General features: G+C 69.3%; 23 protein-coding genes. 6 read left to right on the top strand and 17 right to left on the bottom strand.

Going from position 1 to position 25,122, the window contains the following annotated elements; translation table 11 throughout:
• Positions 1–3 precede the first annotated feature (3 nt).
• The 6 genes from cobA to mqo form a co-directional block, all read right to left on the bottom strand.
• On the bottom strand, positions 4–1,212 hold the full coding sequence (gene cobA, locus KXD97_RS18920) for a uroporphyrinogen-III C-methyltransferase (protein WP_260751574.1): 1,209 nt from the start codon (positions 1,210–1,212) through the stop codon (positions 4–6).
• A gap of 23 nt (positions 1,213–1,235) precedes the next feature.
• The gene (locus KXD97_RS18915) at positions 1,236–2,600 is read right to left on the bottom strand and encodes a cobyrinate a,c-diamide synthase (RefSeq protein ID WP_260751573.1); all 1,365 of its coding nucleotides are present in this window, start codon (positions 2,598–2,600) and stop codon (positions 1,236–1,238) included.
• A 301-nt stretch (positions 2,601–2,901) separates the two neighbouring features.
• Positions 2,902–3,516: a cob(I)yrinic acid a,c-diamide adenosyltransferase gene (gene cobO / locus KXD97_RS18910; protein WP_260751572.1), complete on the bottom strand. Its 615-nt coding sequence runs from the start codon at positions 3,514–3,516 to the stop codon at positions 2,902–2,904.
• A gap of 11 nt (positions 3,517–3,527) precedes the next feature.
• Positions 3,528–5,369: a VWA domain-containing protein gene (locus tag KXD97_RS18905; protein WP_260758055.1), complete on the bottom strand. Its 1,842-nt coding sequence runs from the start codon at positions 5,367–5,369 to the stop codon at positions 3,528–3,530.
• A gap of 74 nt (positions 5,370–5,443) precedes the next feature.
• Positions 5,444–5,890, bottom strand: coding sequence for a GNAT family N-acetyltransferase (locus KXD97_RS18900; protein ID WP_260751570.1), 447 nt, complete (start codon positions 5,888–5,890; stop codon positions 5,444–5,446).
• 14 nt (positions 5,891–5,904) lie between these two features.
• Complete coding sequence (mqo, locus tag KXD97_RS18895; protein WP_260751568.1) at positions 5,905–7,464, bottom strand: malate dehydrogenase (quinone); 1,560 nt, start codon at positions 7,462–7,464, stop codon at positions 5,905–5,907.
• Positions 7,465–7,582: 118 nt separating this feature from the next.
• On the opposite strand from mqo, the gene KXD97_RS18890 reads away from it, so the two are divergent.
• Both KXD97_RS18890 and mtr read left to right on the top strand, forming a co-directional pair.
• Entirely contained in the window at positions 7,583–8,605 is a 1,023-nt protein-coding gene (locus KXD97_RS18890) for an alpha/beta hydrolase (protein ID WP_260751566.1), read from the top strand.
• Positions 8,598–10,010, top strand: coding sequence for a mycothione reductase (gene mtr, locus KXD97_RS18885; RefSeq protein ID WP_260751565.1), 1,413 nt, complete (start codon positions 8,598–8,600; stop codon positions 10,008–10,010). The genes KXD97_RS18890 and mtr overlap by 8 nt, the downstream gene beginning before the upstream one ends.
• A 53-nt stretch (positions 10,011–10,063) precedes the next feature.
• Here the strand turns inward: mtr and KXD97_RS18880 are convergent, their stop codons facing one another.
• Positions 10,064–10,666 carry a sigma-70 family RNA polymerase sigma factor gene (locus KXD97_RS18880; protein ID WP_260751563.1) on the bottom strand — a complete coding sequence of 201 codons (603 nt, stop codon included), beginning with the start codon at positions 10,664–10,666 and terminating at the stop codon, positions 10,064–10,066.
• A gap of 257 nt (positions 10,667–10,923) precedes the next feature.
• On the opposite strand from KXD97_RS18880, the gene KXD97_RS18875 reads away from it, so the two are divergent.
• Positions 10,924–11,628: a response regulator transcription factor gene (locus KXD97_RS18875; RefSeq protein WP_260758054.1), complete on the top strand. Its 705-nt coding sequence runs from the start codon at positions 10,924–10,926 to the stop codon at positions 11,626–11,628.
• Entirely contained in the window at positions 11,625–13,136 is a 1,512-nt protein-coding gene (locus tag KXD97_RS18870; RefSeq protein ID WP_260751562.1) for a cell wall metabolism sensor histidine kinase WalK, read from the top strand. The genes KXD97_RS18875 and KXD97_RS18870 overlap by 4 nt, the downstream gene beginning before the upstream one ends.
• Here KXD97_RS18870 and KXD97_RS18865 read toward each other — a convergent pair.
• From KXD97_RS18865 to KXD97_RS18820, 10 genes are all read right to left on the bottom strand, one after another.
• The gene (locus KXD97_RS18865) at positions 13,128–13,877 is read right to left on the bottom strand and encodes an energy-coupling factor ABC transporter ATP-binding protein (RefSeq protein ID WP_260751561.1); all 750 of its coding nucleotides are present in this window, start codon (positions 13,875–13,877) and stop codon (positions 13,128–13,130) included. The two genes, KXD97_RS18870 and KXD97_RS18865, sit on opposite strands and share 9 nt — an antisense overlap.
• The gene (gene cbiQ, locus KXD97_RS18860; RefSeq protein WP_260751560.1) at positions 13,862–14,641 is read right to left on the bottom strand and encodes a cobalt ECF transporter T component CbiQ; all 780 of its coding nucleotides are present in this window, start codon (positions 14,639–14,641) and stop codon (positions 13,862–13,864) included. Before cbiQ ends, KXD97_RS18865 begins: the two co-directional genes overlap by 16 nt.
• 1 nt (position 14,642) lies before the next feature.
• Entirely contained in the window at positions 14,643–15,011 is a 369-nt protein-coding gene (locus KXD97_RS18855) for a PDGLE domain-containing protein (protein ID WP_260751555.1), read from the bottom strand.
• Entirely contained in the window at positions 15,008–15,694 is a 687-nt protein-coding gene (locus KXD97_RS18850; protein WP_396885468.1) for an energy-coupling factor ABC transporter permease, read from the bottom strand. The genes KXD97_RS18855 and KXD97_RS18850 overlap by 4 nt, the downstream gene beginning before the upstream one ends.
• Before the next feature lie 99 nt (positions 15,695–15,793).
• Positions 15,794–16,114: an ArsR/SmtB family transcription factor gene (locus KXD97_RS18845; protein WP_396884377.1), complete on the bottom strand. Its 321-nt coding sequence runs from the start codon at positions 16,112–16,114 to the stop codon at positions 15,794–15,796.
• A gap of 87 nt (positions 16,115–16,201) precedes the next feature.
• Positions 16,202–16,900, bottom strand: coding sequence for a FadR/GntR family transcriptional regulator (locus tag KXD97_RS18840; RefSeq protein WP_260758052.1), 699 nt, complete (start codon positions 16,898–16,900; stop codon positions 16,202–16,204).
• A 94-nt stretch (positions 16,901–16,994) separates the two neighbouring features.
• A complete protein-coding gene (locus tag KXD97_RS18835; RefSeq protein WP_260751553.1) occupies positions 16,995–17,768 on the bottom strand; it encodes a 3-oxoacyl-ACP reductase in 774 nt (257 codons plus the stop codon).
• Entirely contained in the window at positions 17,769–19,136 is a 1,368-nt protein-coding gene (locus tag KXD97_RS18830) for an aldehyde dehydrogenase (protein ID WP_260751550.1), read from the bottom strand.
• Positions 19,133–19,945: a gamma-glutamyl-gamma-aminobutyrate hydrolase family protein gene (locus tag KXD97_RS18825; RefSeq protein ID WP_396884375.1), complete on the bottom strand. Its 813-nt coding sequence runs from the start codon at positions 19,943–19,945 to the stop codon at positions 19,133–19,135. Before KXD97_RS18825 ends, KXD97_RS18830 begins: the two co-directional genes overlap by 4 nt.
• On the bottom strand, positions 19,896–21,260 hold the full coding sequence (locus tag KXD97_RS18820; RefSeq protein ID WP_260758051.1) for a glutamine synthetase family protein: 1,365 nt from the start codon (positions 21,258–21,260) through the stop codon (positions 19,896–19,898). The genes KXD97_RS18825 and KXD97_RS18820 overlap by 50 nt, the downstream gene beginning before the upstream one ends.
• Positions 21,261–21,541: 281 nt before the next feature.
• On the opposite strand from KXD97_RS18820, the gene KXD97_RS18815 reads away from it, so the two are divergent.
• Both KXD97_RS18815 and ngg read left to right on the top strand, forming a co-directional pair.
• Positions 21,542–23,347 (top strand): N-acetylglutaminylglutamine amidotransferase, encoded by a 1,806-nt coding sequence (locus KXD97_RS18815; protein ID WP_260751546.1) that lies wholly within the window; start codon positions 21,542–21,544, stop codon positions 23,345–23,347.
• Positions 23,344–25,119 carry an N-acetylglutaminylglutamine synthetase gene (gene ngg, locus KXD97_RS18810; protein WP_260751544.1) on the top strand — a complete coding sequence of 592 codons (1,776 nt, stop codon included), beginning with the start codon at positions 23,344–23,346 and terminating at the stop codon, positions 25,117–25,119. The genes KXD97_RS18815 and ngg overlap by 4 nt, the downstream gene beginning before the upstream one ends.
• Positions 25,120–25,122 lie beyond the last annotated feature (3 nt).

Here is a 25,122-nt window from a genome sequence, read left to right as displayed (position 1 = left end):
CCTCTAAGCCCCGAAGCCGGCCACAGCGCCGATCACGATGATCGCCGGGGGCCTGATGCCGTCGGACCGGATCCGCTCAGGGGCGTCGGCGAGCGTCGCTCGCAAAGTCCGCTGCGCGGCGGTCGTGCCGTGCTGAACCACCAGAACCGGCGTATTCGCTGGTCTGCCGCCTCTTAGCAGCACTTCCACGAACTGTTCGATCCGTTCCACAGCCATCAGCAAAACGATGGTGCCGCTCATCGCGGCCAGCGCATCCCAATTCACTAACGATTCGGGGTGGTCCGGCGCAACATGGCCGCTGACCACCACGAACTCGTGGGTCAGACCGCGGTGCGTGACCGGTATCCCGGCCAGCGCGGGGACCGCTATGGCACTGGTCACACCCGGTACGACGGTGACCGGAACCCCGGCTTCGGCGCACGCGATCACCTCTTCGTACCCGCGGGCGAACACGAACGGGTCGCCACCTTTGAGCCGGACGACGAACTTGCCCTCCCGGGCCCGCGCGACGAGCACCTCGTTGATCGCGTCCTGCGCCATCGCGCGCCCGTACGGGATCTTGGCCGCGTCGATCACCTCGACCTCGGGCGAGAGCTCGGAGAGCAGGTCCTGCGGGGCGAGCCGGTCGGCGACCACGACGTCGGCATGCGCGAGCAGCCTGCGGCCCCGCACGGTGATCAGCTCGGGATCCCCGGGTCCCCCGCCGACCAGAGCGACGGTGCCCTTCGTCACCCCCGGCGCCGCCGAGCTGTCCACCCCGATCAAGCCCTGCGCAAGGGCCTCGTGAATCGCGGTGCGGATGCCGGCGGAGCGACGGTGCTCGCCGCCGGCCAGCACGCCGACGGACAGACCCTCGTAGTCGAAGGTCGCCGGCGTGACGGCGGTGCCCTCGACCGCGACGTCGGCGCGCACGCAGAACACATGCCTGCGCTCGGCCTCGGACACGATCGCGGCGTTCACCGCGGGGTCGTCGGTGGCGGCGATCACATACCAGGCGCCCTCCAGGTCGCCTTCACGAAACTCGCGCAGCGTCAGCGTGATTCCGTCGATGGCCTCGACCGCCGGGGTGGCGGCCTTGGTGATGACGTGGACGTCGGCGCCGCTGGCGACCAGCAGCGGCAGGCGCCGCTGCGCGACGGTGCCCCCGCCCACGACGACGACCTTCTTGCCGGCCAGACGAAGGCCCACCAGATAGGCGTTCTCGGAACTCACACTGCTCCTCGCGTCCGCCGAACTCACCCGGCGAGCTTAGAGGTTGCCGCGGCCGCGACGAAGCGGGCGACTGCCTGCGGGTGCGCGGCAGGGTGGGTGTGCAGATAGCCGGCGTGCACCCCGCCGAGCACCGCGCCGTCCTCGACCGGGCGTCCACCGCGGCCCGCGTAGCGCCATGCGGGTGTCCGGTCGGAGGCGAATTTCACTGTGGTCCGGTGGAATTCGTGACCGACCACCCGGTCTCCGACGGCGTGCAGCGACGAGTCCGCGACCGCCACCGCGTCACGGTAACCCAGCGTCAGCGAGTCGGTGAACGCCGCCGATCCGGACACCACGCCGCACATCGGGTGTCCGTCGAGGTCGTTCACCAGGTAGGTCAGGCCGGCGCATTCGGCGTGCACGGGGGCGCCGCGCCCGGCCAGCGCCCTGATCTGCGCCCGCACGGGTTCGTTGGCCGCCAGCTGCGGCCCGAACTCCTCGGGGAACCCGCCGGGCAGCACCAGCGCCGCGCAGCCCTCGGGCAACGGCTCCGCCAGCGGGTCGAAGTCCACCACATCAGCTCCCGAAGCGGTCAGGATCTCGCGGTGCTCGGCGTATCCGAAGGTGAACGCCCGGCCCGCCGCGAGCGCGACGGTGACCCGCTCGGTCGGCGCGCACTGGGACGGGGTCCACGACGGACCGTCGACTCGGCTGGCGGCGACGGCGACGACGGCGTCGAGGTCGACGTGGCGGGCCACCAGCTCCGTCATCGCGGCGACCGCGGCGGTGGCCCGGCGGCCGTGTTCGACGGCGGTGACCAGGCCGAGGTGGCGCGACGGGACGGCGAGTTCGTCGGCGCGCGGGATGGAGCCGAGCACCGGCACCCCGGCCTGCTCACACGCTTGGCGCAGCACGTCGTCGTGGCGGGGCGAGCCGACCCGGTTGAGGATCACCCCGGCCAGCCGCACGGACCGGTCGAACGTGGCGAAACCGTGCAGCAGTGCGGCGATGCTGTGACTCTGGCCCCGCGCATCGACCACGAGCACCACGGGAGACCCGAGCAGCCCCGCCACGTGTGCGGTGGAGCCCCGGGCCGGGCCGGCAGCGATGTCGGCGATGCGGCCGTCGAACAGTCCCATCACCCCCTCGACCACCGCGATGTCGGCGTCGTCGCTGCCGTGCCGGTACAGCGGCCCGATCAGCGGCTCGCCGACCAGCATCGGGTCGAGGTTGCGGCCCGGCCGGCCGGTTGCCAGCGCGTGATAGCCCGGGTCGATGAAGTCGGGTCCGACCTTGAACGGCGCCACCCGGCGGCCGGCCCGGCCCAGCGCGCCCATCAGCCCGGTGGCCACGGTCGTCTTCCCGCTGCCGGAAGCCGGCGCGGCGATCACGACGGCCGGGGTGCTCACGCGCCGCTCCCCCACCTGCGCGAGCGTGCGTGTCTGCGGGCGACACTCCGCGGAAACTCCGAATATTGCGCACGCTCGGCGGCGGTACCACCGGTTGGGCGACACGCGTGCGCCGCGCTGGGACGAACCTGCGTTGATGGCGGGTGAGTGAGAGAGGCCGACCAACGTGCGCCGGCGCGGGACGAGTACAAGCTGAAACCGAACGAGCGTGCGCCGAATGCGGTGCGAGTGTGCGCTTTCTTCGGGAAATGCACGGCGTGTCGGTCGCAGACACGCACGCTCGCGCAGGGGGGGACGGCGCTCACCACTCGATGCCCTTCTGGCCCTTGCGGCCGGCGTCCATCGGGTGTTTGACCTTGGTCATCTCCGTGACCAGATCGGCCGCGTCGAGCAGCTTCTGCGGCGCGTCGCGGCCGGTGATCACCACATGCTGGGTGCCGGGACGGGCCGTTAGCGTGGCGACCACCTCATCGACGTCCACCCAGCCCCACTTGAGTGGATAGGTGAATTCGTCGAGCACATAGAAGTCGTGGCGCTCCTCGCCGAGGCGGCGCGCGATCTCGGCCCAGCCGTCCGCCGCCGCGGCTGCGTGGTCCACCTCGGAACCCGCCTTGCGCGTCCACGACCAGCCGGCGCCCATCTTGTGCCATTCCACCGGACCGCCGACCCCGCGCTCGTCGTGCGCGCGGCCGAGTTCGCGCAACGCGGTCTCTTCGCCGACCTTCCACTTCGCGCTCTTGACGAACTGGAACACCGCGATGTCGAAGCCCTGGTTCCACGCGCGCAGCGCCATTCCGAACGCGGCCGTCGACTTACCCTTGCCCGGCCCGGTGTGCACCGCCAGCAGCGGAGCGTTGCGCCGCGCGCGGGTGGTCAGGCCATCGTCGGGAACAGTCAGCGGTTGCCCCTGTGGCATCGCGCCACCTCCTATGCAGCGCCCCGGTCGGCCTGCGCCTTGACCAGGGAGGTGAGATTGTCGGCCCGCAGTTCGGCCAGCCGCACCGCCGGCGCGCCGAGCTGACGAGCCAGCTCCTGTGCCAGATCGAGCCTGATGTAGGACGTCTCGCAGTCGACGACCACCGCGGCCGCGCCTTCGGCGACGAGCCGGGCCGCCGCGGTCCGCGCGCGCCCCAGCGGGTCCGGCCCGCCGGTCGCGCGGCCGTCGGTCAGCACCACGACCAGACTGCGACGGGCGCGGTCCCTGGCACGTTCCCGGACCACCATGTCGCGTGCCGCGAGCAGCCCCTGCCCCAGGGGTGTCCGGCCGCCGGTGTCGAAGCGCGAAAGCCGCCGGCTCGCGATGTACACCGACGACGTCGGCGGCAGCAGCACACTGGCGTCCTGGCCGCGAAACGTGATGACCGCGACCTTGTCCCGGCGTTGGTAGGCATCCCGCAGCAGCGACAGGGTGGCACCCGCGACGGCCGACATCCGGTCCCGCGCCGCCATCGACCCCGACGCGTCGACGACGAAGATCACCAGATTGCCCTCGCGTCCCTCCCGGACCGCGCGTCGGACGTCGTCGGGGGCGGGCCGCACCGCGCCGGGACCGGCTTGCCGGCCCGCGGCCGTGAGCAGCGTGGCGAACACGTGCATCCCGTGGCCGGCGTCCGGCTCGGCGGTCTCCGACACCACGGTGCCGGTCCGGTTGCGTGCCCGGGAGCGACGCCCGGGCGCCCCTTCGCCGACGCCGGGGACGACGAGAGCGCGGGTTTTGAAGGTGGTCGACGGCGGTGCGCTCTGGCGCGGCGGCGCACCTGAACGGCGTTGCTGCCCTTGACCATCAGAAGGCTGCTCAGACTCGGGAGCCCCGCCGCCGGACGGATCCGGGTCCGGCTCGGGATCCGGCTGCGCCTCTGCTGATTCGGCCGCCTGCTCCATGGCCTCGTCGAGCCGATCCTGGTCCAGTCCGGGATCATCGAACGGGTCGCGGCGGCGGCGGTGCGGCAGCGCGAGTTCGGCAGCCACACGGATGTCCTCTTCATCGACCGTCACGTCACCCGTCGTTTGGCTCGCCCCGGGGGTCGAACCGCGCCACGCCGCGTGGGCCACCGCGGTGCGAGCCACCACCAGGTCTGCGCGCATGCCGTCGACGTCGAAGGCCGCGCACAGTGCCGCGATGCGCCGTAACTCGCTGTCGGGCAACACCACTTCGGCGACCAACGCCCGTGCCGCCGCGATCCGGGCGGCCAGTTCGGCGTCCTCGGCGGCGTACCGGGCGGCGAACGCGGCCGGGTCTGCCTCGTAGGCCAGCCGGGCGCGGATCACTTCGGCACGGACATCGACGTCGCGCGACGCCGCCACGTCGACGGTGAGCCCGAACCGGTCGAGCAACTGCGGACGCAGTTCCCCCTCTTCGGGATTCATCGTGCCGATGAGCACGAACCGCGCGTCGTGGCTGTGCGAGACGCCGTCCCGTTCGATGTGCACCCGCCCCATCGCCGCGGCGTCCAGCAGCACGTCGACCAGATGATCGTGCAACAGGTTGACCTCGTCGACGTAAAGCACTCCGCGGTGTGCGCGCGCCAGCAGCCCCGGCGAGAACGCGTGTTCGCCGTCTCGCAACACCTTCTGCAGGTCCAGGGATCCGACGACCCGGTCCTCGGTGGCGCCGATCGGCAGTTCCACCAGCTGCCCGCCCTCGTCGCCGGCCGTCCTGAACGCAGCGGCCAGCACCTGCGCAAGGCCGCGCACCGCAGTCGACTTCGCGGTGCCCTTCTCCCCGCGGATCAGGACTCCACCGATGTCGGGCCGAACAGCGCACAGCATCAACGCCAGGCGAAGCCGGTCGTGGCCGACGACCGCGCTGAACGGGTAGATCGGAGGGGACGGATCCAACGAGATCACGGCTTCACCATCGGCACGTGCGGGATCCCGTCGTCGAGGAACTCGTCACCGTTGCGGACGAACCCGTGCCTGCCGTACATCTCCTCCAGGTAGGTCTGGGCGTTGATATGGCAGGGGAAGTCACCCACCTCGGCCAGCGCGGCCTGCAGGAGCCGGGCGGTGTGTCCGCGGCCGCGGTCACCGCGTTTGGTGCACACCCGGCCGATCCGGAACGCCTTCTGCCCAGCCGGATGTTCCTCCATCAGGCGTAATGTCGAAATAACTTCTCCTTCAGGGTTTTCCAGCCAGAAGTGGCGCGTCTCGGCAAGCAGATCCCGACCGTCGAGCTCAGGGTAGGGGGTGGCCTGCTCGACCACGAACACCTCCACGCGGAGCTTGAGCAACTCGTAGAGGGTCGCGGCGTCGAGGTCCTTAGCCCAGCTGCGGCGCAGCGCCACTGTCATCCGGTGGTCCCGGCTCAGACGGTCGCCGCGGTGGTCGGGGTGTGTTCGGTGCCCGCCGTCGATCCGTCGCCGGTGATCGCCGGGACACCGCTGGCCGGCTGGTCAAGCTTGAGCACCTTGGTCCCGTGCGCCCATATTTGCTCGAAAAGCGCAGGCTCATCGGATAATTGGACCCCAAGTGACGGAACCATCTCCTTGAGCTTGGGTTCCCAGCCGGCGTAGCGGTCGGCGAAGCACCGCTTCATCACGTCGAACATGGCGGGCACCGCGGTCGACGCGCCCGGCGACGCGCCGAGCAGGCCGGCGATGCTGCCGTCGGCCGCGGCGAGCACCGTGGTGCCGAATTCCAGCACCCCGCCCTTGCCCTTGGCCTTGCGGATCACCTGCACGCGCTGTCCGGCGATGACGAGTTCCCAGTCGGAATCCCTTGCGCTGGGTGCGAAGTCACGCAGGTTCTCGACGCGGGCCGACTCACTGAGCAGCAGCTGACCGATCAGGTACTTCAGCAGCCCCATCTCGGTGAGGCCCACACCCAGCATGGACACCAGGTTGTCGGGTTTGACCGAGAACGGCAGGTCGGTGATCTTGCCCTGCTTGAGGAACTTCGGCGACCACCCGGCGAACGGGCCGAACAGCAGCCACGACTTGTCGTTGATGACACGGGTATCGAGGTGGGGCACCGACATGGGCGGGGCACCCAGCGGTGGAAGACCGTAGACCTTGGCCTGGTGGGCCGCAGTCAGCACCGGGTTGTCGGTGCGCAGGAACTGGCCGCCGACCGGGAAGCCGCCGAACCCCTTGGCTTCCTTGATGCCGGCCTTCTGCAGCAGCGGCAGCGCGCCGCCGCCGGCACCCACGAACACGAACTTGGCGTTGATGGTGCGCTTCTGCCCGGTGCGGCGGTTGACGATCTTGACCGTCCACGAGCCGTCGGAGTCCTGGCTGAGGTTGCGTACCTCGTGGCCGAACAGCGTGGTCATCCCGTTCTGGGCCCCGAAACCGATGAGCTGGCGGGACAGCGCGCCGAAGTCGACGTCGGTGCCGTCCTGCGTCCAGTTCAGGCCGACGGGCTCGGAGAAGTCACGCTTCTCGGCCATCAGCGGCAGCCGGCGCGCGAACTCGGCGGGATCGTCGATGAACTCCATCGTCGCGAACAGCGGGTTGGTGACCAGCGCGTCGTAGCGCTTGCGCAGGTACTGCACATTGTCGGCCCCGCTGACGAAGCTGACGTGCGGGATCGGGTTGAGGAAGCTGCGCACGTCGGGCAGCACGCCGGTCTCGACGGCGTAGGACCAGAACTGCCGAGACACCTGGAACTGCTCGTTGACGTTGACCGCCTTGGCGATGTCGATCGAGCCGTCGGGACGCGCCGGCGTGTAGTTGAGCTCACACAGGGCGGAGTGGCCGGTGCCGGCGTTGTTCCACGGATCGCTGCTCTCGGCGGCCGCCCCGTCGAGGCGCTCGACCAACGTCATCGACCAGTTCGGCTCGACCAGCCGCAGCAGCGCGCTGAGGGTGGCGCTCATGATGCCCGCTCCGACCAGCAGGACGTCTGTCTTCTGTGGTTCTGACACCTTTTCGATGGTCCTTCGTGGTCGCTGCCCGTTGAACACGGCTTACCGGTGTTCAGGTTATCCCGCCGACCTCCGGCGTAACCCGCCGACCACTGCCCCGACCACTAGGGTGGCGAACGTGTCTGGATGGGTGCCCGACGTGCTGCCCGGATATTGGCAGCGCACCTTCGCGCTGGGCCCCGACCCGGACGGCGAGGGCGCGCTGGAGGCGACGCTGGTGCGCCGGGGTGACCCGGATCCGTCGGCACGGCATGCGGTGTTGATGGTGCATGGTTTCACCGACTACTTCTTCAACACCGAGTTCGCCGACCACCTCGCGGCCCGGGGGTTTCGCTTCTACGCACTCGACCTGCATAAATGCGGACGTTCGCACCGCGAGGGACAGACTCCGCACTTCACCACGGACCTGGCCCGCTACGACGTCGAGCTGCAGCGTTCGCTCGCCGCGATCACCGCCGAGGCCCCGGGCAGAGTGCTGGTGTACGGACACTCGGCGGGCGGCCTGGTGGTGTCGCTGTGGCTGCACCGGCTGCGTGCCCGGCAGCCTGCCGCGCACCGCAGCGTGTCCGGGCTGGTGCTCAACAGCCCGTGGCTGGACCTGCAGGGTCCCGCGATCCTGCGCACGCCGCCCACGACGGCGGCGTTGACGGCCATGCGCCGGCTGCGCAAGCACTCGGTGGTGCGACGTCCGAGCCAGGGCGGCTACGGCGCCACGCTGCACCGCGACTACTTCGGTGAGTTCGACTACAACCTGCAGTGGAAACCCGTCGGCGGTTTCCCGGTGAAGGCCGGCTGGATCCATGCCGTACGGCGGGCGCAGGCCAAGCTGCACCGCGGCCTCGACGTCGGCGTGCCCAACCTGATCCTGCGCTCGGACCGCAGTGTGCGCGAGGTCGCCGACCCGGAGCGGATCCAGCGCGGCGACGCGGTGCTCGACGTCAGGCAGATCGCCCGCTGGGCAGGGTGCATCGGCAACCGGACGACCATCGTGCCGATCACCGACGCCAAGCACGACGTGTTCCTGTCCCTGCCGGAACCGCGCCGGGCCGCCTACATCGAGCTGGACCGCTGGCTGGACTGGCATCTGACCGGAACCGCTGGTGGTACAACGAATTTCGACGAAAGAAGAGGCCATGGCTGACTTCGACATCGCCATCATCGGGACCGGCTCCGGGAGCTCGATCCTCGACGAGCGTTATGTCGACAAGCGGGTGGCGATCTGCGAGCAGGGCGTGTTCGGTGGCACCTGCCTGAACGTGGGATGTATCCCGACGAAGATGTTCGTCTACGCGGCCGGGGTCGCGCATCAGATCGTCGAGTCGAGCCGTTTCGGCGTGGACGGCCGCCTCGACGGCGTGCGCTGGCCCGACATCGTGTCGCGAATCTTCGGCCGCATCGACCCGCTGGCCAGCGGCGGTGAACACTACCGGCGCTCGTCGCCCAACGTGGAGGTCTTCGCCGCCCACACCCGGTTCGCTGGGCGCAGGACCGGTGACGGCTACCGGCTGCGCACCGACGACGGTGACGAGTTCACCGCCGATCAGGTGGTGATCGCGGCCGGCGCGCGCGCCACCGTGCCGCCGGCGATCGCCGAGTGCGGGGTCAGGTACCACACCAGCGACACCATCATGCGGATCTCGGAGCTGCCCGAACACCTCGTCATCGTCGGCGGCGGCTTCGTCGCCGCCGAGTTCGCGCACGTGTTCTCCTCGCTGGGATCACGGGTGACGATCGTGCTGCGCGGCACCACGATGCTCTCGCACTGCGATGACACCGTCTGCGAACGGTTCACCGACCTCGCAGGCAAGAAGTGGGAGATCCGCAGCCGGCGAAACATCGTGGCCGGCGAATCCGACAGCTCGGGGGTGCGTCTGCGCCTCGACGACGACTCGACTGTCCACGCCGACGCGCTGCTGGTGGCCACCGGCCGCGTCCCCAACGGCGATCTGCTCGACGCGCACCTCGCCGGCGTCGACGTCGTGGACGGCCGGGTGGTCGTCGACGAGTTCCAGCGCACCACGGCGCGCGACGTGTTCGCGCTCGGGGACGTCAGCTCCCCCTATCAGCTCAAGCACGTCGCCAACCACGAGGCCCGGGTGGTCAAGCACAACCTGCTGCAGAACTGGGACGACACCGACGCCCTGATGCCCGCCAATCACCGCCACGTCCCGTCAGCGGTGTTCACCGAGCCTCAGATCGCCTGCGTGGGGCTCACCGAGAACGAGGCGCGCGCAGCCGGGTATCGCATCCGCTCCAAGGTGCAGGACTACAGCGACGTCGCCTACGGGTGGGCGATGGAGGACTCGACCGGGTTCGCGAAGCTGATCGTCGACGACGAGACCGGGCTGCTGCTCGGCGCGCACATCATGGGGCATCAGGCGTCGTCGATCATTCAGCCGCTGATCCAGGCGATGACGTTCGACCTGCCCGCCCGGGACATGGCCCGCGGCCAGTACTGGATCCACCCGGCCCTGCCCGAGGTGGTCGAGAATGCGCTGCTGGCGCTGTGCGGCGAGCCGCCTTGGCCGCCGTCGAAGAGGCACTGAAGACGCGGCAGAAGAACCCGCCCGGGATCTCCCGATGACACCAGCGGCCGGCCTCAGGCGGCCACGACGTTCCTCAGGTAGCCGCGGTCGACCGCGACATCGACCAACAACTTGCGCAGCGCGCGACGGCCACGGTGCAGTCGCGACATGACCGTGCCGACCGGAACGTCGAGAATGTGCGCAATCTCCCTGTAGCGCAAACCTTCTACGTCGGCGTAGTACACCACCAGACGCTGGTCTTCACGCAATGCGCCGATGGCATCCCTGACCTCGTCGTCTCCGAGCGCCTCGAGTGCGGCGACCTCGGCTGACGGCAGGCCGGTGGACGAATGGCGCGCTTGTCCGGCGAACTGGGCGTCGGTGATGTCTTCGGACAGAAGCTCTTCCGGCCGGCACCGAGCCCTGCGGTAGGAGGTGATCCACGTGTTGGTCATGATCCGCAGCAGCCAGGCCCGCGTGTTCGTGCCGTCCTCGAAACGGTGGAATGCGCGGTACGCCTTGACCATCGTCTCCTGCACCAGGTCCTCGGCGTCTGCGGGGTTGCCGGTGTGGCGGACCGCGGCGCGGTAGAGCTGATCGAGCAACGGCAGCACGTCGCGCTCGAATCGTTTTCCGACCAGGTCCTCCTGCACGGTGTCTTCGGACTGTCGCGCCATGGGTGAAACCTCCAATTGGATTCTCCGACTGTTGAATCCACTCTATGGACGAAATACGCGGCCAAGCGGTTCACATAGGAACCACAAACATTTGAGATTCGTGTGAATAGGTTCGAGGGCCGCACATGCAGGTGCACATATGAGATCTCTATGAGGGTGGTGACGTACCGCGGCACGGCGGCGACAATGGTCGGGTGACATTTGCGCCGATCGAGGACCAGGGGCCCCGTCGCGCGATCCTGGGCAAGCTGCCTCGGATGTACCGCGCGGACGGGTCACCGATCCGCGTGTTGCTCGTCGACGACGAGCGGGCCTTGACCAATCTGGTCAGGATGGCGCTTCAGTACGAAGGGTGGGAGATCGACGTCGCCCATGATGCCGCCGAGGCCGTCGCCAAACATCAGTCCGACACGTTCGACCTGCTGGTTCTGGACATCATGCTGCCGGACATGGACGGGCTCGGCGTGCTGGCGCGGCTGCGCGAGTCCGGTCCCTATACCCCCGCGCTGTTCCTGACCGCCCGGGACTCCGTCGCCGACCGCGTCACCGGCCTGACCGCCGGCGGCGACGATTACATGACCAAGCCGTTCTCGCTGGAGGAGCTCGTCGCGAGGCTGCGCGGACTGCTGCGCCGCTCGGCCTTTCTCACGCCGGCGGACGACGAGTCGCTGACGGCCGGAGACCTCACGCTCGACGCCGCGAGTCGGGAGGTGACGCGGGCCGGCGAGCCGGTCTCGCTGACCTCCACCGAATTCGAGCTGCTGCGACTGCTGATGCGCCATCAACGGAAGGCGTTGAGCCGCAGCGATATTCTCAGACAGGTCTGGGACTACGACTTCGGCGGACGCACCAGCATCGTCGATCTGTACGTGTCGTATCTGCGTAAGAAGATCGATGCGGGCCGGGAGCCGCTCATCCACACCGTCCGCGGCGTCGGCTACATGCTGCGGCCGGCCCGATGACACGCACCTGGCAGAGGTGGACGCTGTTGCGGCAGCTCGTCGTCGGGGTGTCGGTGGTCGTGATGCTCGCCCTCGTCTCCGTCGGCGCGCTGACAGTGATGACGATGCGGTCCTCGGTGCTGGGCATCATCGACACCCAACTGTCGGGCGCGGCCGACGGCAGCGTGAACTCGGTGGCCAAATATCGCAGCACACCGGGCCCGGACGGGCAGATGCCCGGACCCGCTGAGATGAAACCGCTGACCCATCTGATCGGCCAGGCACCCGGCAACGTCGTCGCGCTGATCCAGAACGGTCAGGTGGTGGACTCGGCCTACTTCGGTGACGGCGATGCGCAGGCGGCCCCCGCCGAGGCCGTCGCGAAGATCGCCGAACTGTCGTGGACCGACCCGCGGGCCCGCACCGTCGAACTGCCCGCGCTGGGCTGGTACCGGATGGTGAGCCGGCCCGGTGACGGAGACGAGGTGCTCGTCACCGGGGTGTCGCGGGCGCCGGCGTGGGACGTGATGGTCCGCGAGACCGTGATCGTCTCGGGGATCACCGCGGTCGCACTGCTGCTCACCGCGCTGAGCACGCTCGCCATCGTCCGATTCGCGCTGCGGCCGTTGCGTCGCGTCGCCGCGACCGCGGCGGAGGTGGCCGGTCTGCCCCTCGACCGCGACAACCACGCGATCACCGCGCGTGTGCCCGCCGGTGACACCGATCCCAGTACCGAGGTGGGGCTCGTCGGCCACACCCTCAACCGGCTCCTCGATCACGTCGAGCACGCGCTGGCCGATGCCGCGGCGTCCGATCGGCGGATGCGCCAGTTCATCACCGACGCCAGCCACGAGCTGCGCACGCCCCTGGCCGCCATTCATGGGTATGCGGAGTTGACCCGTCAGGACAGCTCGGTGCTGCCCGAAACCACCGAATACTCGCTGTCGCGCATCGAGTCGGAAGCCCGGCGAATGCACTCTCTGGTGGCCGATCTGTTGTTGCTCGCCCGCCTCGACGAGGGCCAGGACCTGCAGACAACCGAGGTGGATCTCACCGATCTGGTCGTCGACGCCGTCAACGACGCGACGGTGTACGCGCCGGAGCACCACTGGCTGGCCTCGGTGCCCGCCGATGTCACGCACGTGCTCGGCGATCGCGCCCGGCTGCACCAGATGCTGGCCAACCTGTTGTCCAACGCGCGCGTGCACACCCCGCCGGGCACCACTGTGACCACCACGGTTTGCCACGGCACAGCGGCCGACGGCACCGGGTACGTGGAGGTGACGGTGGCCGACGATGGACCGGGGATCGACCCGCACCTGTTGCCGCATCTGTTCGAGCGGTTCGTGCGCGCCGACAGGTCGCGGTCCCGCCAGACCGGCAGTTTCGGTCTCGGGCTGGCCATCGTCGCGTCGATCGTCGAGTCGCACGGTGGCGCGATCGCCGCCACCTCGGGGTCGGGGAAGACGACGTTCCGCATCCAGCTGCCCACCGTGGCGGTCAGGGCCGAGCAGCCGGCGTCAATGTGAGCCGACCGTGAAACCCCAGGGCAGTTCGAGGCGGTGTGCGGCAAGCAGTTCAGTGTCGGAGAGCACGTCTTCGACGGGCCCGTCGGCGACGATCACGCCGTGGTCCATCACGATCGCCCGTCGGCACAACTGAGCCGCATAGGGCAGATCGTGGGTGACGATGAGCATGGTCGCGTCCAGCCCGGACAACGTCTCGGCCAGCTCTCGGCGTGCGACGGGGTCGAGGTTGGCCGACGGTTCGTCGAGCACGAGCACCTCGGGTGCGCATGCCAGCACGGTCGCCAGCGCGGCGCGGCGCCGCTGCCCACCGGACATGTGGGCGGGGCTGCGTTCGGCGAGCTCGCTCATCGACACCGCGGCCAGCGCGTGGGCGACGCGCGCGTCCAACTCGGCTCCGCGCAGACCGAAGTTCGCCGGGCCGAAGGCCACGTCCTGGGCCAGGGTCGGCATGAACAACTGGTCGTCAGGATCCTGGAAGACAAGGCCAACCTTGCGCCGTATCTCGCGAAGGGTACTGCGGGACAACCGGATTCCGCCGATCTCGATGGTTCCTTCGAGCGCGGACAGCACACCGTTGAGGTGCAGCATCAGCGTGGTCTTGCCCGCCCCGTTGGGTCCGAGCAGAGCCACCCGCTCGCCGGGGGCGATGTCCAGGTCGATGCCCCCGAGCGCGACGTGCCCGTCGGGATAGGCGTAGCGCAGACCGCGCACCCGCACCGCCGGCGTCATATCGTCAGCCATGCGCTCGTGGCCACCACCGCGGCGGCCGCCGCGGGCAGCAGCGCCGCCGCCCACTGCCGCGGTGTCGCTGCGGCGGCGCATCCGGCGCCGACCGCGAGCGCGGGGACTCGGCCATCGAACCCGCGGGACAGCATCGCCAGGTATACCCGTTCCCCTCGCTCGTAGGACCGCAGGAACAGCGACCCGACGCCGGCAGCGGTCGCGCCGATCTGGTGCAGCATCCGCGGTGAGTCCCCGCGCGAGATGCGCGCCATCCGCATCCGGCGGACCTCGGCGGAGAGCACGTCCACGTAGCGGATCATCAGGGTCAGCACCGACACGATGACCGGCGGCACCCGAAGTCTGCTCAGCGCGACCGGCAACTCGCGGGCCGTGGTGGTGGCGGCGACGGTCAGCGACGCGGCCACGCCCAGAGTGCCCTTGATCACGATGCCCCACGCCGCATACAGACCGGCGACCGAGAGCTGCATGCCCGCGACGGTGATCCGCTCACCGCCCTCGGCGAACGGCAGCAGCACGGCGAGCACGATGAACGGCGCCTCGATCAGCATGCGCGGCGCGATCCAGGCCACCGGGATCCGCGCCACCCGCCACACGGCGAGCAGGATCAGCGCGTAGATCGCGAAGGGCCAGAACAGCTCTCGCGGGGTCGCCACGACTGCCAGGACGAAGACCACCAGGCCGACGATCTTCACCTCGGCCGGCGCGCGGTGGACCGGGGAGTCACCGTCGCGGTAGAGCGGATGCGAGTGACCGCCGCCCACGTCAATCCCCTACTGTGGGTTCGGGTTTGGACCGGGAACGCGCGATCAACCAGAACCCGGCGCCGGCGACCGCCACCGTGACGACAACGCCGATGATCCCGGCCAGCCCTCCGGTCCCGTCCCGGCCACCGATCGAGTAGTCCGCCAGTGGTGATTCACCGAGCGGGTGGTCCTCGGCATGCTGGGCGATGCACTCGCCGCGCAGTTGCTCACCGTCGGCGGTCTCGACGACCTCGCAGCCGCGCAGCGTCGCCGAATCAAGGCCGTCGGGGCTGGAACTGGCGAAGTACGAGACGCCACCGGCGATCAGCAGCGTGGCGAGCACGAACCCGATCCAGAACCACCGGCGGCGCGGTGTCGTCACGGTCATGCCGGAACCGCCGTCCGCGAGCGGTCGGTGCGCAGCAGGTACACCAGGTCCGGACGCGCCCTGACCACCGCCACCACCGTCAGCGCGGTGATGGCGCCCTCGCCGATCCCGATCAGGACGTGGGTGCCGAACATGTACGCCGCGACGGTGCCCAGTGATGTGGTCGCCGCCCCGCCGAGTGCGTACTCAAGCACGAATCCCATGGCCGCGCAGACCGTTCCTACCAGCCCCGAGACGAACGCGATGACCCCGACGCCCGCAACGGCGACGTTGTCGCGGCCGCGACGGATGAGCCGGTAGAGCAGCAGCGCCGTGCCGTAGCCGGCAGCCACCCCGAACACCGACATGTTCGTGATGTTCGTGCCGAGCGCGGTCACGCCGCCGTCGGCGAACAACAGCGCCTGCACGACAAGCACGATCGCCACGCACAGCGCTCCGGTGAACGGGCCCACCAGGATGGCCGCGAGCGCGCCGCCGAGGAGGTGGCCGCTGACCCCGGGCAGGATCGGGAAGTTCACCATCTGCACGGCGAAGATGAACGCGGCCACCAGTCCGGCCAGCGGCACCGTGCGCTCGTCGAGTTCCTCGCGGGCCCGCCACGCGCAGACCGCGAGCGCGGCGATCGCGACCATCATGAAGAACACGGAGACAGGCGCGCCGACGATGCCGTCGCTCATGTGCATCGCGACGAGTTGGGTGTTCACACCGCGAGCCTATTCCTGCATCTGAACATCTGTCTACCTGAACAGATGACTAGGGCGGGACCTGCCCGTCCGGACGGTTCAGCCGTGCCTGGCGCCGATCCAGTGCAGAAGATCGTGCACCGTCTCGTCCTCCAGGCGGTAGGTCACCGACCGGCCGGCGCGGGTGCTGTTGACCCAGCCCTGCTGGCGCAGCACCCGCAGGGCCTGCGACACGGCGTTCTCCGAACGTCCCAGCGCGGCGGCCAGATCGCTGACGCAGATGCCGGGCGCGCGGTGCAGGCACAGCAGGATCTCCAACCGGTGCGGGTCCGAAACCAGATCGAACCGCTGCGCCCAACCGGGAGTGTCCACTTCGGCCAGCGCCGACGACGCCCGCTCGACGAGTTGCTGATCCTCCACACGTGCAATCTAGCCCCCGCTCAGGACGCACTGACTGCCCGCTTCGGCGGCGTGTCGACGGGCCGTACGCGCCCCGGCGCCCCGATCTCAGTCCAGAAACCCGTGCAGCAGCGCCGCCGAACCCCACACGTGCGCGGCCATCGTCTCGGCCGCGGCGTCCGCGTCCCCGGCCAGGATCGCCATCACGATCGCCTCGTGCTGTTCATCGGAGTGCGCGATGTTGCGTGTCAGCAGCGGGATGCAATCCAGCAGTTCGTTCAGCCGCATCCGGTTCTGCGCCACCAACGGCACCAGTGACGGCACCCCGGCCGCCTCGGCGATCGCCAGGTGCAGCCGCGAGTCCAGCCGGCGGTAGTCCTCGGGGGCGCAACCGCGGACATCGAGCAACCGGCTCCACAGCGCCTCGCGTTCGGTCGCGGTCAAGGTACGCGCGGCCGCCATCCGCGCCGCGCCCGTTTCGAGGATCTCGCGCAGCCGCACCGCATCGTCGATGTCGGCCCGGCTAAACGCCACCTTCCCGGTCCTCGGCGCCGGAAGCGCATCGGCGAGAAACGTGCCGCCGTACCGTCCGCGACGCGACACCAGGTAGCCGGCGTCGGCCAACGACTTGATCGCCTCGCGGACGGTGTCCCGGCTGACGCCCATCTGCGCGGCGAGTCCCCGCTCCGGCGGCAGTGATTCGCCTGGCTGCAGCACACCGAGCCGGATCGTCTGCAGCAGCCGCTGGACGGTGTCCTCGAACGCGTTGAGCGGGCGCACCGGACGCAGGAGCGCATCTGTGGCCATCTCCTCGCGCAAGCGCTCGTCGGTAGCTGTCTGCTCCTCGCGCAAGCGCTCGTCGGGACCCTCCCGAGCATCCGGTTCCGCCATCGGGCACCTGCTACAGCGGCGTCACGTAGTGACCGCTGATGCCGCCGTCGACGAGGAAGGACGACGCGGTGATGAACGACGCGTCGTCGCTGGCCAGGAAAGCCACCGCGGCGGCGAGTTCCTCGGGCTCGGCGAATCGGCCGACCGGCACGTGCACCAGCCGGCGCGCCGCGCGTTCGGGATCCTTGGCGAACAGCTCCTGCAGCAGCGGGGTGTTGACCGGTCCGGGGCACAGCGCGTTCACGCGGATGCCCTGGCGCGCGTACTGCACGCCGAGTTCACGCGAGATCGCCAGCACACCACCCTTGGACGCGGTGTAGGAGATCTGCGACGTCGCCGAACCCATCACCGCCACGAAGGACGCGGTGTTGATGATCGAGCCCTTCTGCTGCGGCACCATGTGGCGCAGTGCGGCTTTGCAGCACAGGAAGACCGATTTGAGGTTGATGTCCTGGACCCGCTGCCAGGCGTCGAGACCGGTGTTCTCGATGAGGTCGTCCTCCGGTGGCGAGATGCCGGCGTTGTTGAACGCGATGTCGACCGAACCGTGCACCTCGGCCGCGGTGTCGAACAGCGCGTCCACCGCCACCTGATCCGACACGTCGACCTGGACGAACGTCCCATTCAGATCATCGGCCACGCTCTTGCCCGCGGTCGGGTCGATGTCGCCGATGACGATCGTGGCCCCTTCGGCGCGCAACCGGCGCGCGCTCGCCAGCCCGATACCGCTGGCGCCGCCGGTGATCACGGCGACCTTGCCGGCGAGTCGTTGGGTCAGATCCATCTAGTTGGCCTCCTGAACTGCGAAGAAAACATTCTTGGTTTCGGTGAACGACAACGGCGCGTCCGGCCCGAGCTCGCGCCCGAGACCGGACTGCTTGAACCCGCCGAACGGCGTGTTGTAGCGCACCGAGGAATGCGAATTGACCGACAGGTTGCCGGCTTCCACCGCCCGCGACACCCGCATCGCGCGGGACAGGTTCTCGGTCCAGATCGAGCCGGACAGACCGTACACGGTGTCGTTGGCCAGTGCGATCGCGTCGGCCTCGTCGTCGAACGGCAGCACGGTGACCACGGGCCCGAAGATCTCCTCGGTGACCGTGCGGTCGTCGCGCTGCGGCGTCAGCACCGTCGGCGGGAACCAGAACCCCGGCCCCGACGGCGCGTCGCCGCGGAACGCCACCGGCGCCCCGTCCGGGACGTAAGCCGCCACCGAGTTCCAGTGCGCCTTGGACACCAACGGGCCCATCTCGGTGGCGTCGGAGGCCGGGTCGCCGACGGCCACACCCTTGACGGCGGGCTCGAACAACTCCATGAACCGGTCGAATACGTTGCGCTGCACCAGGATACGGCTGCGTGCGCAGCAGTCCTGCCCGGAGTTGTCGAACACCCCGTAGGGCGCCGTCGCCGCGGCACGCTCCAGGTCGCAGTCGTCGAAGACGATGTTGGCGCTCTTGCCGCCCAGTTCCAGGGTGACGCGTTTCACCTGCGTCGCCGCCCCGGCCATCACCCGCATGCCGACCTCGGTGGAGCCGGTGAACACGATCTTGCGGACATCGGGATGGCTGACGAACCGCTCCCCGACCACCGAGCCGCGCCCGGGCAACACCTGGAACAGATCGGCGGGCAACCCGGCCTCGGCGGCGAGTTCACCGAGGCGCATCGTGGTCAGCGGTGTCCACTCGGCGGGTTTGACCAGCACCGCGTTGCCTGCCGCCAGCGCCGGCGCGAACCCCCATGCCGCGATCGTCATGGGGAAGTTCCACGGCGTGATCACGCCGACCACGCCGAGCGGCTCGTTGAACGTCACGTCCAGCCCGCCGGCGACCGGAATCTGCTTGCCCGACAACCGTTCCGGCGCCGCGGCGTAGTACTGCAGCACGTCGCGGACGTGCCCGGCCTCCCACCGGGCGTTGCCGATCGGGTGACCGGAGTTCGCCACCTCGAGCTGGGCGAGCTCTTCGACGTGGGCGTCGACGATCGTGGCGAAGGCGCGTAGCGCGGCGGCCCGCTCGGCCGGCGCCTGCGCGGCCCAGCGGCGCTGGGCCGCCTTCGCCCGCGCCACCGCGTCGTCGACACCGGCCTCGTCGGTGTGCTCGACGCTGCGCAGCACCTCCTCGGTCGCCGGATTGATCACATCGCTGACGGTCATCGACTCACTTTCTGTCTCGTCTGCGCGGCATAACCGGCCGCGGCGCTCACCAGACCCGCGAACAGCCGCAGGTCGTCCAGTCGTTCCTCCGGGTGCCACTGCACCGCCACCACCCAGTGATCGGGGTAGCGCGCCGGGTCGGTCTCGACGGCCTCGATCACCCCGTCGGTGGTATCCGACGCACCGACGATCAGCCCGTCACCGAGCCGGTCGATGGCCTGGTGGTGGTAACACTGCGCCTGGGTGTCCGGCCCGACCAGGGCCGCCACCCGGGTGCCCGGCACGGTGGCGATCGACGACGTGCTGAACACCGCATTGCCCTGCTGGTGGCGGGTGTGTCCGACAACGTCGGGCAGGTGCTGGTGCAGCGTCCCGCCGAGCGCGACGTTGAGCACCTGCGCGCCCCGGCAGATGCCCAGTACCGGCACCCCGCGGCGCAGCGCGGCCCGCAGCAGCGCGAACTCGAACGCGTCGCGGGCAAGCCCGTCCGGAACGGCTTCGTCGGTGTTCGGATGCCGCCCAGCCCCATAGCTTGCCGGGTCCACATCGCGCCCGCCGGTGATGACCAGCCCGTCGAGTCCGTCGATCACACGCTCGGCGACGGCGTCGTCGGCCGGTTGCGGCGGCAGCAGCACCGAGATACCGCCCGCCATGCCGACGCCCTCGAAGTAGATGGCGGGCAGGAAACTGGCCCGCACATCCCACACTCCGGTCTGGGCTTGTTGCAGATACGTCGTCAGGCCGATCACCGGGCGCGCATCAGAGTCGCTCAAAGCCACGTTTCCTTTCCCAGTCCGTGACGGCGGCATTGAAAGCCTTGAGTTCAATCGCCGCATTGTTGAGGTAGTGGTCGACGACGTCGTCGCCGAACGCCTCCCGTGCGACCTTCGACTTGTCGAGCAGGTCGGCGGCCTCGGCCAGCGTGGTCGGCAGCCGGTCGGCGCCGCTGGTGTAGGCGTTGCCCTCCAACGGGTCGCCGAGCTCGAGCTCGTTGTCGATCCCGTACAGGCCGCCGGCGATCAACGCCGACACGGCCAGGTACTGGTTGACGTCACCGCCGGGGGCGCGATTCTCGACCCGCATCGCGTGGCCACGGCCGACCACGCGCATCGCGCAGGTGCGGTTGTCCAGTCCCCAGGCGACGGCGGTCGGAGCAAAACTGCCTTCCACGTATCGCTTGTAGGAATTGATGTTGGGCGCGTAGAACAACGTCATCTCGCGCATCGTGGCCAATTGCCCGGCGATGAAGCTGCGGAACATCTTCGACATTCCCAAGGGGTCCGAGTCGTCGGCCAACACCGCGCTGCCGTCATCCCCCCGCAACGAGATGTGGATGTGACAGCTGTTGCCCTCGCTCTCGTCGAACTTCGCCATGAAGGTCAGGCTTTGGCCGTGCTGGTCGGCGATCTCCTTGGCCCCGTTGCGGTAGATCGTGTGGTTGTCGCACGTCACACGGGCGTGGTCGTACCGGAATGCGATCTCCTGCTGGCCGAGGTTGCACTCGCCCTTGACGCCTTCGCAGTACATGCCCGCGCCGTCCATGCCGAGTCGGATGTCGCGCAGCAACGGCTCCATCCGGGTCGACGCGTGGATTGCGTAGTCGACGTTGTAGTCCGTCGCGGGCGTCAACCCGCGGTAGTCGGCCTTCCAGGCGTCGCGGTAGGTGTCGTCGAAGACCATGAACTCCAACTCGGTGCCGACGTAGGGCACCAGACCGCGCCCGGCGAGGCGATCGATCTGCTTGTTGAGGATGCTGCGGGGCGCCTGCGTGACGGGTGTGTGGTCGGTCCACGACAGGTCGGCCATGACCAGCGCGGTGCCCGGCAGCCAGGGCACCACCCGCAGCGTGTCGAAGTCCGGGGTCATCACCATGTCGCCGTAGCCGGTCGCCCAGCTGGAGATGGCGTAGCCGTCCACGGTGTTCATGTCGACGTCCACGGCCAGCAGGTAGTTACAGCATTCGGCGCCGTGGTCGGCGACGTCCTCGACGAACAGCCGTGCGGACACCCGCTTGCCCGTGAGCCGGCCCTGCATGTCGCAGAACCCGACGATGACGGTGTCAATCACTCCGTCCACCACCAGCTGCTCCAGCGCCGCCTTGGTCAACATGCCGCGTTTATTCATCACCAGCCCGACCTTCCTCGAGGTTTCGTCTGCCGACCGACCATTGCGGGGGCATCGGTGGCGGAATGCCCACTTTGCACGAACACATTTCCATGTCCAAAGGTAGGACACCAGACCAATAGCCGATCTGCTTGTGACGAGCGTCTCGATCTTGATCGCCGTGCCGGGGGTTAGGCGCGTTGACGCCGGGGTAATTACGACCGCACTGCCGGGCGTTGGCGCACGGCTGCGCCATTGGTCAGGTAGAGCCCGTCAAGCCGTCACAGAGTAGGGTCGAAAAGGTGTGTGGAGCCACCGGCGAGGTGCGCCTCGACGGAACAACCCCGAATATCAGCGCCGTCGCGGCGATGGCCGAGGTCATGGTCCCGCGCGGACCGGACGCCGCAGGGGCGTGGTCGCAGGGCCGCGTCGCCCTCGGACACCGGCGGCTGAAGATCATCGACCTGTCCGAGGCGGGCGCACAGCCCATGGTCGACTCCGAGCTGGGCCTGACCGTGGCCTGGAACGGCTGCATCTACAACTACGAGCAGCTGCGCGACGAACTGTCCGGCCACGGCTACCGCTTCTTCTCCCACAGCGACACCGAGGTGCTGCTGAAGGGTTACCACCACTGGGGCGACCGCTTCGTCGACCACCTCAAGGGGATGTTCGCGTTCGCGATCGTCGAACGCGACAGCGGGCGGGTGCTGCTGGGCCGTGACCGGCTCGGCATCAAGCCGCTCTACCTGAGCCGCACCAACGACCGGGTCCGGTTCGCTTCCTCGCTGCCCGCGCTGCTCGCCGGCGATGACATCGACACCCGGATCGACCCGGTGGCGCTGCACCACTACATGACCTTCCACTCGGTGGTGCCCGCGCCCCGCACCATCCTGCGCGGCGTCGAAAAGCTGCCGCCGGCCACGCTGATGGCGATCGAGCCGGACGGCCGGGTCGCCACCACCACGTACTGGGAGCCCGACTTCACCCCCCGAGACGACCGCGCCGACTGGTCCGAGAAGGACTGGGAGGACGCCGTGCTGGAGTCGCTGCGGGTGGCGGTCAAGCGCCGCCTGGTCGCCGATGTCCCGGTGGGCTGCCTGCTCTCCGGGGGAGTCGACTCCAGCCTGATCGTCGGGTTGCTCGCCGAGGCGGGTCAGCACGGGCTGGCGACGTTCTCGATCGGCTTCGAATCGGTGGGCGGCGTGGCGGGCGACGAGTTCAAGTACTCCGACATCGTCGCCGAGCGCTTCGGCACCGACCATCATCAGATCCGCATCGGCACCGACCGGATGTTGCCCGCGCTCGGCGGGGCGATCGCCGCGATGAGCGAGCCGATGGTCAGCCACGACTGCGTGGCGTTCTACCTGCTCAGCCAGGAGGTCGCCAAGCACGTCAAGGTGGTGCAGTCTGGGCAGGGCGCCGACGAGGTGTTCGCCGGCTACCACTGGTACCCGCCGATGGGGGAGCCCGACGCGGCGTCGCTGGAGGGGTCGGTGGCCGGCTACCGGGCCGCGTTCTTCGACCGCGACCAGGCCGGGTACCGCGACATCGTCTCCCCCGCCTACCTGACCGCCGACGACCCGAGCGAGCTGTTCGTCACCGAGCATTTCGCCCGGCCGGGCGCACAGACCGGCGTCGACAGGGCGTTGCGACTGGACACCACCGTGATGCTCGTCGACGACCCGGTCAAGCGGGTCGACAACATGACGATGGCCTGGGGTCTGGAGGGCCGGGTGCCGTTCCTCGACCACGAGCTCGTCGAGCTCGCCGCCACCTGCCCGCCGCAGTACAAGACCGCCCACGGAGGCAAGGGTGTGCTCAAACAGGCTGCCCGACAGGTGATCCCGTCGGAGGTGATCGACCGCCCGAAGGGGTACTTCCCGGTGCCGGCGCTGACCCATCTCGAAGGCCCGTACCTGGACATGGTGCGTGACGCGCTGTACGAGCCGGCCGCCAAGGAGCGCGGGCTGTTCCGGCCCGAGGCGGTGGAGCGGCTGCTCGCCGACCCCAACGGCCGTCTCACACCGCTGCGCGGCAACGAGCTGTGGCAGATCGCGCTGCTGGAACTGTGGCTGCAGCGCCACGGCATCAACGGGCCGGCCGCATGACCGCAGACCCCACCGCCGACAACCCGGAAGCCATCACCCTGGCGCTGCACGAGGCCGCCACGCCCGACGTGCTCGACACCATGGCCGACGATGTGGTCCTCGAACTCGGTTGGGGCCGGCTGATTTTCGGCCAGACATTCGCCGATCCGGAGCATCTGGCCGACGTCCTGCGGCAGGAGGGACAGGGCCGGCGCGACATCTGCATCTACGCCCGCGAGCCGCACGTGCTGGTGTCCCGGGCCCCCGCCGAGCTGTTCATCGATCCGAGCCACACCTACCGGCTGAGGTTCGCCGACACCGCGATCGACACCAAATCACCGACCGGTTTCCGGGTCCGCGGACTGGAGAGCCGCGACGACGCCGACGAGATGAACCGGGTCTACGTGCGCTGCGGCATGGTGCCGGCACCGACCGACGTCATCTGGGACAACCAGCACGAACAGCCCGCCGTCGACTATCTGGTGGCGGTCAGCGACGAGGACGGCTCGGTGCTGGGCACCGTCACCGGTGTCGACCACCGCGCGCTGTTCTCCGACCCGGAGAACGGGTCGAGCCTGTGGACCCTGGCCGTCGATCCCGCCGCCGCCCTGCCCGGTGTCGGGGCCGCACTGACGCGCGGCCTGGCCGAGCTCTACCGCGAGCGCGGCCGCGCCTACATGGACCTGTCGGTCACCCATGACAACGACGCCGCGATCGCGCTCTACGAGAAGCTCGGGTTCCACCGGGTTCCGGTGATGGCGGTGAAACGAAAGAACGCGATCAACGAGCCGCTGTTCACCCATCCGCCCGAGACCGTGGAGGATCTCAACCCGTACGCCCGGATCCTCGCCGACGAGGCGCTGCGCCGCGGAATCTGGGTGGAGGTGCTCGACGCCGAGGCGGGCGAGATGCGGCTGTCCCACGGCGGTCGCAGCGTGGTGACCCGGGAGTCGTTGTCCGAGTACACCTCTGCGGTCGCCATGGCGCGCTGCGACGACAAGCGCCTGACCCGCCGCATCGTGTCGGAGGCAGGCATCGCGGTGCCGAAGGGGCGGCTGGCCACCTTCGACAAGGCCGACCACGACTTCCTGGCCCAGGTCGGCGACGTCGTGGTCAAACCCACCCGCGGCGAGCAGGGCAAGGGCATCACGGTCGGGGTCGACGGACCGGACGAGCTCGACGCCGCGTTGGCCCGGGCCCGCGAACAACACCCGGAGGTGCTGATCGAGCAGCGGGCCGAGGGCGACGACCTGCGCCTGGTCGTGATCGACGGCAAGGTGGTGGCCGCCGCGTTGCGCATGCCTGCCGAGATCACCGGCACCGGCCAGCACACCATCGGCGAGCTGATCGAGACGCAGAGCCGGCGCCGCGCGGCCGCCACCGGCGGCGAGTCACGCATCCCGATGGACGCGGTGACCGAGAACACGGTCCGGGAGGCCGGTTACTCCTTCGACGATGTACTGCCCGAAGGCGAGCGGCTGCGGGTCCGCAGAACCGCGAACCTGCATCAGGGTGGCACCATCCACGACGTCACCGCGATCGTCCATCCCGAGCTGTGCCGGGTGGGTGTCGCGGCCGCCGAGGCGATCGGCATCCCGGTGACGGGCATCGATCTTCTCGTGCCCGACGTCACCAAGCCGGAGTACGTGTTCATCGAGGCCAACGAGCGGCCCGGGCTGGCCAACCATGAGCCGCAGCCCACCGCGGCGGCCTTCATCGACTTCCTGTTCCCCGGCCAGCCCGGTCTGCCGCAGGCATGGACCCCGGACGAGGTCCCGGGCGCGCGCGCGTGACCG

The organism is Mycobacterium sp. SMC-8 (assembly GCF_025263565.1).
GTDB lineage: Bacteria > Actinomycetota > Actinomycetes > Mycobacteriales > Mycobacteriaceae > Mycobacterium.
The sequence above is the reverse complement of the archived record's forward strand: the minus strand, read 5'-3'. Positions and strand labels throughout refer to the sequence as shown.